The following is a 14,225-nucleotide window of genomic DNA, read 5'->3' as shown; positions in this document are numbered from 1 at the left end:
GGCGCCCCCTCTAGGAACCACATTTCGATGTCCGCTTACAAGATCACCGAACACAAGTACGACATGGTCGTGGTCGGCGCCGGCGGCGCCGGCCTGCGCGCGACCTTCGGCCTGGCCCAGAAGGGCCTGCAGACGGTCTGCCTGACCAAGGTCTTCCCGACCCGTTCGCACACCGTGGCCGCGCAGGGCGGCATCTCCGCCGCGCTCGGCAACATGGGCGAGGACGACTGGCGCTACCACTTCTACGACACCATCAAGGGGTCGGACTGGCTGGGCGACCAGGACGCCATCGAGTACATGTGCCGCGAGGCGATCCCGGCGATCATCGAGCTGGAGCACTACGGCGTGCCGTTCAGCCGCACCGAGGACGGCAAGATCTACCAGCGTCCGTTCGGCGGCATGACCACCAAGTACGGCGAAGGCCCGTCGGCGCAGCGCACCTGCGCCGCCGCCGACCGCACCGGCCACGCCATGCTGCACACGCTGTACCAGCAGTCGCTGGCGCACAACGCGCGCTTCATGATCGAGTATTTCGCGCTCGACCTGATCTTCGACGAGGAAGGCGCCTGCCGCGGCGTGCTCGCCCTGGACATGGCCGAAGGCTCGCTGCACCTGTTCCGCGCCCACGGCGTGGTGCTGGCCACCGGCGGCTACGGCCGCGCCTACTTCAGCGCCACCTCGGCGCACACCTGCACCGGCGACGGCGGCGGCCTGGTGATGCGCGCCGGCCTGCCGATGCAGGACATGGAGTTCGTGCAGTTCCACCCGACCGGCATCTACGGCGCCGGCTGCCTGATCACCGAAGGCGTGCGCGGCGAAGGCGGCATCCTGCGCAACAGCAGCGGCGAGCGCTTCATGGAGCGCTACGCCCCGCACTACAAGGATCTGGCCTCGCGCGACGTGGTGTCCCGTTCGATGACCATCGAGATCCGCGAAGGCCGCGGCGTCGGCGAGCACAAGGACCACATCCTGCTCGACCTGACCCACCTCGGCCCGGGCGTGATCGACGACAAGCTGCCCGGCATCGCCGAGAGCGCGCGCATCTTCGCCGGCGTCGACGTGCACAAGCAGCCGATCCCGGTGATCCCGACCGTGCACTACAACATGGGCGGCATCCCCACCAACTACCACGGCGAAGTGGTGCGCAAGGACGGCGACAACCCCGATGCGGTGGTGCCGGGCCTGTACGCCATCGGCGAGGCCGCCTGCGTGTCGGTGCACGGCGCCAACCGCCTGGGCTCCAACTCGCTGCTCGACCTGGTGGTGTTCGGCCGTGCGGTGGCCAACCGCTGCGCCGAGACGATCAAGACCGGCGCGCCGCACAAGGGCCTGCCGGGCGACGCCTGCGACAAGGCGCTGGGCCTGCTGGACAAGCTGCGCAACGCCAACGGCAGCACCCCGACCTCGGTGATTCGCGACAAGATGCAGCGCACCATGCAGTCCGACGCGGCGGTGTTCCGCACCAGCAAGACGCTGAAGGAAGGCGTGGACAAGATGGCCGACATCTTCGCCAGCTTCGAGGACGTCAAGGTCTCCGACCGCTCGCTGGTGTGGAATTCCGACCTGATCGAGACCTACGAGCTGAACAACCTGCTGCTCAACGCAGTGGCGACGATCAACTCGGCCGAACAGCGCAAGGAAAGCCGCGGCGCGCACGCCCACGAGGATTTCCCCGACCGCGACGACGTCAACTGGCAGAAGCACACGCTGGTCACCGTCGACGACAAGGGCCAGTGCAGCTTCGACTACCGCCCGGTGCACATGTACACGCTCAGCAAGGACGTGGACGTGGTGCCGCCGAAGCCGCGCGTTTACTGACCAAAGCCGGGATTGGGGATTGGTGATTCGGGATTCGAAACACGTCGCTTCCTGCTCTCAACGCCTCCCCACTCCCTAATCCCCATTCCCGGATTTTAAAGCCATGGCAGAGTTCACCCTCCCCAAGAATTCCAAGATCGGCAAGGGCAAGCACTTTCCCGCCAAGGGCGCGAAGAATGTGCGGACCTTCAAGGTCTACCGGTGGAATCCGGACGACGACAGCAACCCGCGGACCGACACCTACGAGGTGGATCTGGACGCGTGCGGCCCGATGGTGTTGGACGCGCTGATCAAGATCAAGAACGAGATCGACCCGACCCTGACCTTCCGCCGCTCGTGCCGCGAGGGCATCTGCGGGTCGTGCGCGATGAACATCGACGGCACCAATACGCTGGCCTGCACCAAGGCGATCGCCGACTGCGGCAAGAAGGAAGTGCCGATCTACCCGCTGCCGCACATGAGTGTGGTCAAGGATCTGGTGCCGGACCTGACCCATTTCTACGCGCAGTACGCCTCGATCAAGCCGTGGATCCGCACCCAGACCCCGCCGCCGCCGGATCGCGAGCGGCTGCAGTCGCCGGAAGACCGCAAGAAGCTCGATGGCCTGTACGAATGCATCCTGTGCGCATGCTGTTCGACCAGCTGCCCGAGCTACTGGTGGAACGGCGAGCGTTACCTGGGTCCGGCGATCCTGCTGCAGGCCTACCGCTGGATCATCGACTCGCGCGACGAGGACACCGGTGCGCGTCTGGATGATCTGGAAGATCCGTTCAAGCTGTACCGCTGCCACACCATCATGAACTGCGCGCGGACCTGCCCGAAGGGGCTGAACCCGGCGCTGGCCATCGCCGAGATCAAGAAGCTGATGATGGCGCGCCGCGCCTGATCGCAGCGGCGCACGTTCCAAGCGGCGGGCCTGCCCGCCGACCGCGCGGCACCGGCTTTCGGGTTCGGTGCCGCGTTCGTTTTCGGCGGCTGCCGTGCGGCGCCGCCCCCAGGCAAGGGCGCATGCGATGGACGAGACCACCGAACTGAAGAAGCTGCGCTGGCGCTGCCGGCGCGGCATGCGCGAACTGGACCAGCTGTTCGGCCGCTACCTGGACCGGCGCTGGGCGCAGGCTTCCGAAGACGAGCGCGGGGTTTTCCTATACCTGCTCGATTGCGAGGACGATAAGTTGTGGCGCTGGTTCATGGGCTACGAGGCCTGTCCCGATGCACGCGCCGCCGATCTCATCGCCTCCATCCGCGCCATGCCGGCTTGACTGGCGCCCCTCGCGCTGGCTGCTGGCCGCGCTGACCCTGCTCGGCGCGCTGGCGCCGCTGTCGCTGCTCGGTTCCGACCTGCCGCCACACCTGGCCTGGCCGGCCGCCTTGCTGGCGCTGCTGTACGCGGCGTGGCTGCTGCGCCGCGAGGCCGGGCGGGCGCCGCGCACGTTGGTGCTTCCTGCCGGCGCCGGTGCGCCCAGCGTCGACGGCGCGGCGGTGAACGACCTGCAGGTTGCCTGGCGCGGGCCGCTGGCGTTCGTGCGCTGGCGCGATGCGCAGGGGCGCACCCAGCGCCTGGCGTGGTGGCCGGACACGCTGCCACCGGCGGCACGACGTGAACTGCGTCTGGCCGCTGCCGCCCATGCCGCTTCGTCTGCGCCGCCGCAAATGGCACCATAGCGCTCCCTGGATGGTGGCTGCGCATGTTCAAACCCTTACCCGTGGCCATCGGCCTGCGCTATCTGCGCGCCAAGCGCCGCAATAATTTCATCTCCTTCATCTCCATGGCCTCGATCCTCGGCATCGCCCTGGGCGTGACCGTGCTGATCACCACCCTGGCGGTGATGAGCGGCTTCCAGAAGGAGATCCGCGACCGCCTGCTGCAGATGGCGGCGCACGCCACGGTCAGCGCGCAGGGCGCGCCGATGGAGGACTGGCAGCACGCGGTGGACGTGGCCATGCGCGACAAGCGCGTCGCCGGCGCCGCGCCCTACGTCGAGGAAGAGGCGCTGCTGACCGGCCAGCGCAACCAGCCGGCGATCGTCCGCGGCATCCTGCCCAAGGAAGAGGCCAAGGTCTCGGTGCTGGCGCAGAAGATGAAGCAGGGCTCGGTCGACAGCCTGACCCCGGGTTCGTACAACATCCTGCTCGGCCAGGAACTGGCGCTGTGGCTGGGCGTGGGCGTCGGCGACAAGGTCGTGGTGATGCTCGGCGAGCCGCAGGCCAGCCCGATGGGCATGGTGCCGCGCTACAAGCGCTTCACCGTCAGCGGCATCTTCGAGGCCGGCTACAACGAGATCGACCGCGGCCTGGCGGTGACCAGCATGCCGGACCTGCAGCGGGTGCTGCGCATGGGCGACGGCGTCACCGGCGTGCGCCTGAAGCTATACGACATGGACCAGGCCTGGAACGTGGCGCGCGACCTGGCGCTGAACCTGCACGGCCCGTACATGGTCAGCGACTGGACCCGCGAGAACGCCAACCTGTACCAGTCGCTGAAGATGGAAAAGACGGTGATGGGCATCCTGCTGTCCCTGATCATCGCGATGGGCGCGTTCAACCTGGTGTCCTCGCAGGTGATGCTGGTGACCGACAAGCAGGCCGACATCGCCATCCTGCGCACCCTTGGGCTGAGCCCGGGCGGGGTGATGCAGGTGTTCATGGTGCAGGGCACGCTGATCGGCGTGATCGGCACCGTCGCCGGCGTGATCGGCGGCATCGTGCTGACGCTCAACCTGGAGCGGATCTTGGCCGCCATCGAGGCGGTGTTCAACATCAAGCTGCTGCCCGAGGACGTCTACTACATCACCGGCCTGCCCACCGACATGCAGCCGCACGACGTCATGGTGATCACCATCGTGGCGCTGCTGATGAGCTTCCTGGCCACGCTGTACCCGGCCTGGCGCGCGGCGCGCACGCAGCCGGCGGAGGCGCTGCGCTATGAATGAGGGCCGGGAATCGGGAATGGGGAATCGGGAGTCGGGAATGCAGAAGCCACAAGCGGACGCGGCGATCCGCGCCGAAGGCCTGGCCAAGACCTACGCCGAAGGCAAGATGCGCACGCCGGTGTTCGATGGGCTGGAGCTGAGCGTGGCCGCCGGCGAGACCGTGGCCATCGTCGGCGCGTCCGGTGCCGGCAAGAGCACCTTGCTGCACCTGCTCGGCGGCCTCGACGTGCCGACCTCCGGCGAGGTCTACGTGGCGGGGCAGCGCATGTCGGCGCTGACCGACGCGGCGCGCGGACAGTTGCGCAACCGCTCGCTGGGCTTCGTGTACCAGTTCCATCACCTGCTGCCCGAGTTCACCGCGCTGGAAAACGTGATGATGCCGGTGCTGCTGGGCGGCGCGGCGATGCCCGATGCCGACGCGCGCGCACGCGCGCTGCTGGAATCGGTGGGGCTGGGCCATCGCCTGGAGCACAAGCCGGGCGAACTGTCCGGCGGCGAACGCCAGCGTGCCGCGGTGGCGCGTGCCCTGGTCAATCGCCCCGCCTGCGTGCTCGGCGACGAGCCGACCGGCAACCTCGACGACAAGACCGCGGCCAACGTGTTCGCGCTGATGCTCGAACTCAACCGCGCGCAGGGCACCAGCCTGGTCCTGGTCACCCACGACCGCAGCCTGGCGCGCAAGCTGGACCGCGTGCTGGAACTGCACCAGGGCAAGCTGCGCGAACTGGCGCCTGCGGACGTTTGAGCGAGCGCGGTGGCGGCCGCATGTGCCGCCGCCTTGCACGTTCTCGGGCAGGTTCGCGGCCTGAGGTCGCGAGCCGCTGAAGCCTGTTGCATGCGGGGCCGGGCGTGACAGCCTGGCTTGCTGTACGGCGCCCTCGGTCACGACAAGAGCGGTGTCCTGCGACCCGATGCAGTGCGCGTCGGGACTGAGGTCGCTCCCACAGTGCACATCGCCGCTTCGCCGCGCGGTGGAGCGACGCCAGGGCGACGAACGAGGCAGCGAGCCGCAGTGGCTTCACTGCATCTGCCGACGCCGAAGAGCCTCGGACAGGCGGAAGCACCTCGGTCGCAAGCGCCCCGTAGGAGCGGCTTCAGCCGCGACGAGCCAAGTCGGAGAACGCGACGCTTCAGTGCGCGATCCGCAACCACCTCTCCCTGCCGCGAACCTGGCCGTTGCGGTACGTTTCTGGGCGTGACTCCGAGGCACATCTAACCGCTTTCTTTCGCCCCATGTGGCGAGACACACCATTGCCTCATAGGAGCGGCTGCGGTCGCGACGGTGCGTCATCGGTAGAGCCTGTCGCGGCTGAAGCCGCTCCTACACGTGCATCCCACGTAGGAGCGGCTTCAGCCGCGACGAACGGAGTCGGCACGTCGCCGGCCCTCGTTGCTGTCGGCACCGAAACCCTCGCACAGCAGCCCTGCAAACACGTCGCCGCAGCAATGCCGCGGATGTCCCTGTAGCGGCGGCCGTCCTGCAGCGCATCGCATGCGCCGTAGGGCGGCAACCCTTCGGATTGCCGCGTTCCCGCTGCCGAGGTGACTCCTCAGCCAGCCGCGCGCCTCAGGGAATCACCCGCTGCGCGCGCAGCCGCGTGAACAGTTCCAGGAACGAGGCGCGGCTGTCGTAGTAGCCGAGGAAGCCCAGGTCGCGGCTCTTGGTCATGTCGTTGACGCATTCGATCTCGCGGCCGAGGTCGGCATCGGTGTGCCACCATGACGCGAGCTGGTTCACGTCCGCCTGTACCAGCCCATTGCGCTCGGCGATCTCGCGCCACAGGGCCGGCGCGGTGTCCTGCAGACGCGCTTGCAGCGGCATCGGCGCCTCCGGATAGGGCGCCGGCGGCAGGCCGAAGAACGCGGCGATCTCGCCCCACATCCAGCGCCAGCGGAACACGTCGCCGTTGACCGTGTTGAAGGCCTGGTTGCGCGCGGCCGGATTGGTCGCGGCCCAGGCCAGCTGGCGGCCGAGCAGGCCGGCGTCGGTGAGGTCGGTGAGGCTGTCCCACTGCGCGCGCGAACCGGGGAACACGAACGGCTGCCCGGTGTGCTTGCACAGCGTCGCATACACCGCCAGGGTCACGCCCATGTTCATCGCGTTGCTGCCGTTGGCCTGGCCGATCATGGTGTGCGAGCGATGCACGCTCCAGCCGAAGCCGTGGCGCGCGGCGGCGTCGAACAGCAGGTCTTCCAGCGTGTAGTAGAAATTCTCGCCCGGTTGCCGCGGCTCGCTCTCGCGGAACGGCGTCTCCGCCTTGCCGCTGCCGTAGTGCTCGAACGAGCCGAGGTAATGCTTGGTGCCGGTGACCAGCGCCATGTGCTGCAGCGCTGCACCGTCCAGGCCTTCGCACAGATGCCGCAACATCGCGCCGTTGGCGGCGACGTTCTCCTTCTCGGTGTCGCGTCGGGTCCAGGTGCAGAAGAACACGTGGGTGATCGGCAGCCCGCGCAGTGCGGCCACGGTGGCCTCGCGGTCGAGCAGATCGGCCGCCACCGGGATCACGCCTTCCTGCGGCACCGGGCGGCGTGCCAGCCCGTAGACCGTCCAGCCGTCGGCGACCAGCACGTTGGCGAGGTTGTAGCCGGAGATGCCGGTGACTCCGACGATCAGTGCGATGCCCTTGCGCATGCGCGCGCTCCTTACGACGTTGGGCACCGCACCATAGGCGCCCGCCGATGAAGCTGCGGCGAACTTCGCCGGGACTGTGACGCGGCGCGCGCCCGGGCCTTAGGCAAATTCTGACGCAGTCGCCCGGCGTAGACCGATGGCCCGCGTCGAGCCGCGATGCGACGCTGACGTGGCGAACGCGATGGCAGTGCGATGCGTATGTCGGCGCGGACGTGTGTTGCTGTTGCAATTCGCCGATGCCAAGGAGGGCAAGTAGATGCACCGATCTGCAGAGGCCGTGCCGCGCCGAGACGCCGGTGACGTTGACACTGGCGCTGGCGCCTCGATCTGGCCGGCCTTGGCGCCGTTGGGTGCTGCGGTCGCCGCCAGCCTCGCCGCCGGCGTGCTGGCCGCGCTGTGGTTGCCGCGCCTGCCGCCCTGGCCGCTGGCCCTGGCGATCCTGCTCGCCGGCGCGGCGCTGTACGTGGCGGCGCCGCGCTGGCGCTGGCTGGGGGCGTTCGCGATCGGCGCCGGCTGGCTGGCGCTGGTCGCCGGCGTGGTGCTGGCGCGGCAGTTGCCGGCTGACTGGGAAAAGCGCGTGGTCACCGTCCGTGGCCAGGTGGTGGAACTGCCGCAGGCGGAGACCCGGCGCACCCGCTTCCTGTTCCGCGTGGATACCGATGCGGCGCAGCCGGTGCCGTTGCGCGGGCGTTTGCTGCAACTGGCGTGGTACGACGACTTCGGCACGCATCAGGCCGGACCGCGCAGCGCCCTGCGCGCCGGCGCGCGCTGGCAGCTGCAGGTGCGCCTGCGCGCGCCGCGCGGCTTGAGCAATCCCGGCGGCTTCGACGCCGAAGCCTATGCGCTGGCGCAGCGGATCAGCGCCAGCGGCTACGTGGTGGCGCCGCATGCGGCAGCGCCACTGGCGCCGGGGCAGGGCATTGACGCCTGGCGTGCGGACATGTCTGCGCGCATCGCCGTGGCCGTGCCGCAGGCCTCGGCGCGCTTCGTGCAGGCACTGGCGCTGGGCGATACGCGGCGACTGGACGATCGCGACTGGCGCATCCTGCGTGCCGCCGGCCTGACCCATCTCATCGCCATTTCCGGATTTCACGTCGGGCTGGTGGCCGGCGCCTTCGCCTTGCTCGGCGGCGGCCTGTGGCGGCTGTGGCCGCAACTGGGCCGCCATTGGCCGCGCCGCCAGGCCGCGGCCGCGCTGGCGCTGCTTGGCGCCGGCGGCTACACCCTGGTGTCGGGCATGGCCCTGCCGACCGTGCGCACCGCCCTGATGATCGCGGTGGTGGTCGCGGCGCGGCTGTGGCGGCGGCCGGTGCGGGTGGTCGACGCGTTGGCGCTGGCGGCGATCGCCATGCTGCTCTGCGACCCGCTGGCGGTGCTCTCGGCCGGCTTCTGGCTGAGCTTCCTCGGTGTCGCCTGGCTGGCCTGGTGCATGCCCGAGGCCGGTCGCGGCTGGCGCGAGACGCTGCGCAGCTTCCTGACCGCGCAGGGCGTGGCCACGGTCGGCCTGCTGCCGGTGAGCACGATGCTGTTCGGGCAGGCGTCGCTGGTCGGGCCGCTGGCCAATCTGCTGGCGATCCCGTGGTGGAGCCTGGTGGTGGTGCCGCTGGCCCTGCTCGGCACCGCGCTGGAGGCACTGCATGCCGGCGCGGGCATCTGGCTGTGGCGGCTGGCCGCCGCCTGTTTCGACCTGATCTGGCCGTGGTTCGTCGCCCTGGGCGAAAGCCGCTTCGCGTTGCACTGGCTGCCGGAGGCGCGCGGCTGGGCGCTGCCGCTGGCCCTGCTGGGCGCGTTCTGGCTGCTGCTGCCGCGCGCCGTGCCGGGCAAGCCGCTGGCGGCGCTGTTGTGGCTGCCGTTGCTGTGGCCGCCGCTGGAGCGGCCGCGACAGGGCGAGGTCGATCTGGTGATGTTCGACGTGGGGCAGGGGCTGTCCTTGCTGGTGCGCACCGCGCATCACCAGGTGCTGTACGACACTGGGCCGGCGGTCGAGGACGGCTATGACGCCGGCGAGCGCGTGGTGGTGCCGGCGCTGCACGCGCTCGGCGTGGCGCGGCTGGATCGCGCGGTGATCAGTCATGGCGACAACGACCACGCCGGCGGCCTGGCCGCGGTGCGCGCGGCGTTGCCGATCGGCCTGGTCCAGGCGCCGGCCGGCGCGCCGTTGCCGGTGGGCCGGGCCTGCGTGGCCGGCGAGGCCTGGGAGTGGGATGGAGTGCGTTTCCGGTTCCTGCATCCGACGCCGCACTTTCCCTATCTGCGCAACGAGTCCAGTTGCGTCCTGCGCGTGGAGACCGCGCACGGTGCGCTGTTGCTGGCCGGCGACATCGGCGACGTGGTCGAGCGCAAGCTGCTGCGCGAGGCGCCGCAGGCGCTGCGCGCCGACGTGGTGGTGGCGCCGCATCATGGCAGCGCGCATTCCTCGCAGCCGGCCTTCGTCGCCGCCACCGGCGCGCGGCTGGTGCTGGTCTCGGCGGCCTACGGCAATCGCTTCGGCCATCCGCATCCGGGCGTGGTGGCGCGTTGGCAGGCGGCGGGGGCCGAAGTCGTCGGTACCCCGCAGGGCGGGGCGCTGCGCGTGTGGCTGGGGCGCGCCGGCCTGCAACTGCGCGAGCGACGGCCCTGGCGGGCGCGGCTGTGGGATGCGGCGGAGCGGGCGCGGGCGGCTGCTATCCTATCGGCCAGTGAACGAACGGCCGAGCGTGCCGGAGGATTGCGACGTGTGGGAACTGGTCAAGGCCGGTGGCTGGCCGATGGTGCCGTTGCTGCTGTTGGGCGTGGTCGCGCTGGCGATCGTCCTGGAGCGGTTCTGGAGCCTGCGCCGTAGCGAGGTCTTGCCGCCGGGACTGGGCCAGGAAGTGCGCAACTGGGCCACGCGCGGCAAGCTCGATCCCACCCACATCGAATCGCTGCGGCGCAATTCGCCGCTGGGCGCGCTGCTGGCCGCCGGCCTGGACGTGCGCAACCGCCCGCGCGAGATCGTGCGCGAGCGCATCGAGGACACCGGCCGGCACGTCGTGCATCGCATGGAGCGTTACCTGAATGCGTTGGGCACGATCGCCTCGGCCGGGCCGCTGCTGGGCCTGCTCGGCACCGTGGTCGGCATGATCCAGATGTTCCTCGGCATCCTCGACCATGGCCTGGGCGATGTGAACCAGCTCGCCGGCGGCATCGGCAAGGCGCTGGTGTGCACCGCCACCGGCATGATCATCGCGGTACCGGCGCTGATCTTCCATCGCCATTTCAAGGGCCGCATCGCCGGCTACGTGATCGAGATGGAGCAGGAAGCCACCGCACTGACCGACGCGCTGGACGGCCACGGCCGTGCCGCGGCGCCGGTCGCGCCGGCGCGTGGCGCCGCGCCGAACGCCGCGGCGGCCAAGGGCTGAGCCGGTGCGGATCCGCGACGACCGTGGCCAGGACGAGCCGCATATCGACCTGGTGCCCTTGATCGACGTCATCCTGGTGCTGATCATCTTCTTCGTCGTGACCACCACCTTCGATGCCCGTTCCACGCTGCAACTGCAGCTGCCCAATGCCAGCGACCGCAACGCGCCGCCGCCGGCGCGTGCGCTGAGCGTGCTGATCAACGCCGACGGGCATTACTTCATCAACGACCAGGAAGTGCTGCGCACCGACGTGGAGTCGGTCAAGCGCAGCATCGCCCAGGTCGCCGGCGACGACCGCGAGCAGCCGGTACTGCTGCGCGCCGACGCGCGCACGCCGTACCAGGCGGTGGTCACCGCCCAGGACGCGCTGGGCCAGCTCGGGTTCCGCCGCATCGCCATCGCCACTGCTCCCGAAGTCAACAGGGACGGAAGCTCCAAGTGAATGTACCTACCGACGTGCCCGTCCAGGATTCCCCCTGGCGGACCTATCGCCGCCTGTTGTCCTATGCCGGCGGCTATCGCGGACTGCTGCTGATCGCCGCGGTCGGCGCGCTGCTGGAGGCGCTGGCCGGCTCCGGCTTCCTGGCGCTGATGAAGCCCATCACCGACGAGACCTTCATCGCGCGCAATCGCGAGGTGGCGATGTGGCTGCCGTTGCAGATCGTCGGCCTGTTCGTGCTGCGCGGCATCGCCGGCTACGTCACCGACATGTCGATGGGGCGCGCGGCGCGGAGCATCTCCCGCGATTTCCGGGTCAACGTGCTGGACAAGTACCTGCGCCTGCCGGGCAGCCGCTTCGACGCCGAGCCGGTGGCCTCGATGCTGGTGCGGCTGGGCTCGGACAGCGAGCAGGTGGCGCAGGCCGCGGTCGACGCGATGAAGGTGATGGTGCAGCAGACCCTGCAGATCGTCGGCGCGCTGGCGGTGATGCTGTGGTACAGCTGGACCGTGACCGTCACCATCCTGCTGGTGGCGCCGCCGCTGGCCTGGGTGATGGACCGCGTGGCCAAGCGCTACCGCCGGGTCAGCCACCGCATCCAGGAGAGCAACGCCGAACTGATGCAGGCCGCCGAGCAGGCGCTGTCCGGCAACCAGGAGGTCAAGGTCTACGGCGCGCGCGCCAGCGAGATGGAGCGCTACCAGCACCTGGCCGACACCAACCTGCATCTGGCGATGAAGGTCGAATCCACCCGCGGCATCTCCTCGGCCGCGGTGCAGTTGCTGGGCGCGATCGGCCTGGCCGCACTGCTGCTGATCGCCGGCCACGAGGCCCTGGCCGGGCGCCTGACCGCCGGCGAGTTCGTCTCGCTGATGACCGCGATGATGGCGATCATCCCGGCGCTGAAGAACCTCACCAACGTGCAGAACATGCTGCAGCGGGGCGTCGCCTCGGCGCAGCGGCTGTTCGTGGTGCTGGACGCGCCGGAGGAACAGGACAGCGGCAGCCGCCGCATCGAGCGCGCGCAGGGCCGGATCGAGTTCCGCGAGGTCACCGCCGCCTATCCGGGGCAGGCGCGGCCGGCGCTGGCCGAGGTCAGTTTCGTCGCCGAACCCGGCACCGTCACCGCCATCGTCGGCCGCTCCGGCAGCGGCAAGTCCAGCCTGGTCAAGCTGATCCCGCGTTTCTACGATCCGCAATCCGGGCTGATCCTGCTCGATGGCCATCCGCTGCAGGAGTACCGCCTGGAGGATCTGCGCCGGCAGATCGCCCTGGTCGGCCAGCAGGTGATGCTGTTCGACGGCAGCATCGCCGAGAACGTCGCCTATGGCGAGATGCGCGAGGCGGGCCCGGCGCAACTGCAGCAGGCGATCGCCGACGCCAACGCGATGGAGTTCGTCGAGCACCTGCCCGAGGGCGTGCAGGCGCAGGTCGGGGCCAAGGGCGGGCGCCTGTCCGGCGGTCAGCGCCAGCGCCTGGCGATCGCCCGCGCGATGCTCAAGGACGCGCCGATCCTGATCCTCGACGAGGCCACCGCGGCGTTGGACAACGAATCCGAACGGCTGGTGCAGGACGCCCTGCACCGGCTGATGCCCGACCGCACCACGCTGGTCATCGCCCACCGCCTGTCGACCATCGAACACGCCGACCAGGTGCTGGTGATGGACCATGGCCGCATCGTCGAGCGCGGCACCCACCACGAGCTGCTGGCGCTGGGCGGGGTGTATGCGCACCTGCACAGCATGCAGTTCCGCGAAAGGCAGTTCGGATGAGCGAGCGCGGGCCACACACCCCCGCCTACTGGTACGGCACGGGCGCGCCGCCGCTGCACGCGCGCGTGCTGACCCCGCTGTACGCAGCGGCGATCGCGCTGCGCCGTGCGCTGTACCGGCGCGGCTGGCGCAAGCGCCACAGCATCGCCGCGCCGGTGGTGGTGGTGGGCAATCTCACCGCGGGCGGCACCGGCAAGACGCCGCTGACCATCGCCCTGGTGCAGCGCCTGCGCGACGCCGGCTGGAGCCCGGGCGTGGCCAGCCGCGGCTACGGCCGCAGCCAGCCGCAGGAACCGCGCTGGATCGAGCCGGGCACGTCGGCCGAGCAGGGCGGCGACGAGCCGGTGCTGATCGCGCGCAAGACCGGCGTGCCGGTGCGGGTGGACCGCGACCGCGTGGCCGCGGCGCGCGCGCTGCTGCAGGCCGGCTGCGACATCGTGGTCTGCGACGATGGCCTGCAGCACTACCGTCTGCAGCGCGACATCGAGATCGAGGTGGTGGACGGCCAGCGCCGCTACGGCAACGGCCGCCTGCTGCCGGCCGGGCCGCTGCGCGAGCCGGTGGCGCGCGGCAACGAATGCGATTTCCGGGTCATCAACCTGGGCCAGGCCAGCGACAGCGGCGCGCTCGACGCCGGCTTCGGCGAATGGGCGATGCGCCTGCGCATCGACAGCGCGCAGCCGTTGCGCGGCGGCCGTGCGCGGCCGCTGCGCAGCTTCGCCGGCCAGCGCGTGCATGCCGTCGCCGGCATCGCCCACCCGCAGCGCTTCTTCGACATGCTGCGAGCGCACGGCATCGGCGTGGTCCCGCACGCCTTTCCCGACCACCACCAGTACCGCGCCGCGGACTTGGCCTTCGGCAGCGAGTTGCCGGTGCTGATGACCGAGAAGGACGCGGTCAAATGCGCCGCCTTCGTCAACGATTGGTGCTTCAGCGTGCCGCTGGTCGCCGAACTGCCGGCGGCGTTCTGGATCGGCCTGCTGGACCGGCTGGACAAGCTGCGCGGCCGCGCGGACGAGTCGGGCGACTAGCGGCGCCGCGCATCGGCTGTTTCCGCCGCAGTCGCGCCGGATCCAGCGTCTGCCGTAGGAGCGGCTTCAGCCGCGATGGGGCGTTACCGGTAAGGCCCGTCGCGGCTGAAGCCGCTCCTACGAGACACTCTCCGCCGTGATGAGCGGCGTCCTCGCGGCACGCAGCGGCGCGCGGCGCGCGACCTGTCGCGCCGCGCCGACGGCGCGTTCCGATGTC

Annotated in this window: 12 protein-coding genes; 11 read left to right on the top strand and 1 reads right to left on the bottom strand. The window is 70.1% G+C overall.

Annotated elements, in window-relative coordinates; genetic code table 11:
* Positions 1 to 27: 27 nt before the first annotated feature.
* The 6 genes from sdhA (at position 28) to lolD (ending at position 5,496) form a co-directional block, all read left to right on the top strand.
* The gene (sdhA, locus tag FHR56_RS07195) at positions 28 to 1,818 is read left to right on the top strand and encodes a succinate dehydrogenase flavoprotein subunit (RefSeq protein WP_010342654.1); all 1,791 of its coding nucleotides are present in this window, start codon (positions 28 to 30) and stop codon (positions 1,816 to 1,818) included.
* A gap of 103 nt (positions 1,819 to 1,921) precedes the next feature.
* Complete coding sequence (locus FHR56_RS07190; RefSeq protein ID WP_010342653.1) at positions 1,922 to 2,704, top strand: succinate dehydrogenase iron-sulfur subunit; 783 nt, start codon at positions 1,922 to 1,924, stop codon at positions 2,702 to 2,704.
* 127 nt (positions 2,705 to 2,831) lie between these two features.
* Complete coding sequence (locus tag FHR56_RS07185) at positions 2,832 to 3,080, top strand: succinate dehydrogenase assembly factor 2 (RefSeq protein WP_160947372.1); 249 nt, start codon at positions 2,832 to 2,834, stop codon at positions 3,078 to 3,080.
* Positions 3,031 to 3,483, top strand: a complete 453-nt coding sequence (locus tag FHR56_RS07180) for a hypothetical protein (protein ID WP_160947373.1) — start codon at positions 3,031 to 3,033, stop codon at positions 3,481 to 3,483. Before FHR56_RS07185 ends, FHR56_RS07180 begins: the two co-directional genes overlap by 50 nt.
* 23 nt (positions 3,484 to 3,506) lie before the next feature.
* Positions 3,507 to 4,751, top strand: coding sequence for a lipoprotein-releasing ABC transporter permease subunit (locus FHR56_RS07175; protein WP_160947374.1), 1,245 nt, complete (start codon positions 3,507 to 3,509; stop codon positions 4,749 to 4,751).
* A gap of 16 nt (positions 4,752 to 4,767) precedes the next feature.
* On the top strand, positions 4,768 to 5,496 hold the full coding sequence (gene lolD, locus FHR56_RS07170) for a lipoprotein-releasing ABC transporter ATP-binding protein LolD (protein WP_184502452.1): 729 nt from the start codon (positions 4,768 to 4,770) through the stop codon (positions 5,494 to 5,496).
* 822 nt (positions 5,497 to 6,318) lie between these two features.
* Here lolD and FHR56_RS07165 read toward each other — a convergent pair.
* On the bottom strand, positions 6,319 to 7,383 hold the full coding sequence (locus FHR56_RS07165; protein WP_160947376.1) for an SDR family oxidoreductase: 1,065 nt from the start codon (positions 7,381 to 7,383) through the stop codon (positions 6,319 to 6,321).
* A 256-nt stretch (positions 7,384 to 7,639) separates the two neighbouring features.
* Here FHR56_RS07165 and FHR56_RS07160 point away from each other — a divergent pair, with 256 nt between their 5' ends.
* The 5 genes from FHR56_RS07160 to lpxK are packed head-to-tail and all read left to right on the top strand — an operon-like array spanning position 7,640 to position 14,008.
* A complete protein-coding gene (locus tag FHR56_RS07160; RefSeq protein ID WP_160947377.1) occupies positions 7,640 to 10,204 on the top strand; it encodes a DNA internalization-related competence protein ComEC/Rec2 in 2,565 nt (854 codons plus the stop codon).
* Complete coding sequence (locus tag FHR56_RS07155; RefSeq protein WP_160947378.1) at positions 10,098 to 10,766, top strand: MotA/TolQ/ExbB proton channel family protein; 669 nt, start codon at positions 10,098 to 10,100, stop codon at positions 10,764 to 10,766. Before FHR56_RS07160 ends, FHR56_RS07155 begins: the two co-directional genes overlap by 107 nt.
* Before the next feature lie 4 nt (positions 10,767 to 10,770).
* Positions 10,771 to 11,208 carry a biopolymer transporter ExbD gene (locus FHR56_RS07150; RefSeq protein WP_010342642.1) on the top strand — a complete coding sequence of 146 codons (438 nt, stop codon included), beginning with the start codon at positions 10,771 to 10,773 and terminating at the stop codon, positions 11,206 to 11,208.
* Positions 11,205 to 12,977 carry a lipid A export permease/ATP-binding protein MsbA gene (msbA, locus tag FHR56_RS07145; protein WP_184502451.1) on the top strand — a complete coding sequence of 591 codons (1,773 nt, stop codon included), beginning with the start codon at positions 11,205 to 11,207 and terminating at the stop codon, positions 12,975 to 12,977. The genes FHR56_RS07150 and msbA overlap by 4 nt, the downstream gene beginning before the upstream one ends.
* Positions 12,974 to 14,008 (top strand): tetraacyldisaccharide 4'-kinase, encoded by a 1,035-nt coding sequence (gene lpxK, locus FHR56_RS07140; protein WP_160947379.1) that lies wholly within the window; start codon positions 12,974 to 12,976, stop codon positions 14,006 to 14,008. Before msbA ends, lpxK begins: the two co-directional genes overlap by 4 nt.
* The last annotated feature ends 217 nt before the right edge of the window (positions 14,009 to 14,225 follow it).

It is taken from the genome of Xanthomonas sp. F10 (assembly GCF_014206815.1).
In the GTDB taxonomy this organism is placed as follows: domain Bacteria; phylum Pseudomonadota; class Gammaproteobacteria; order Xanthomonadales; family Xanthomonadaceae; genus Xanthomonas_A; species Xanthomonas_A indica.
The sequence above is the reverse complement of the archived record's forward strand: the minus strand, read 5'-3'. Positions and strand labels throughout refer to the sequence as shown.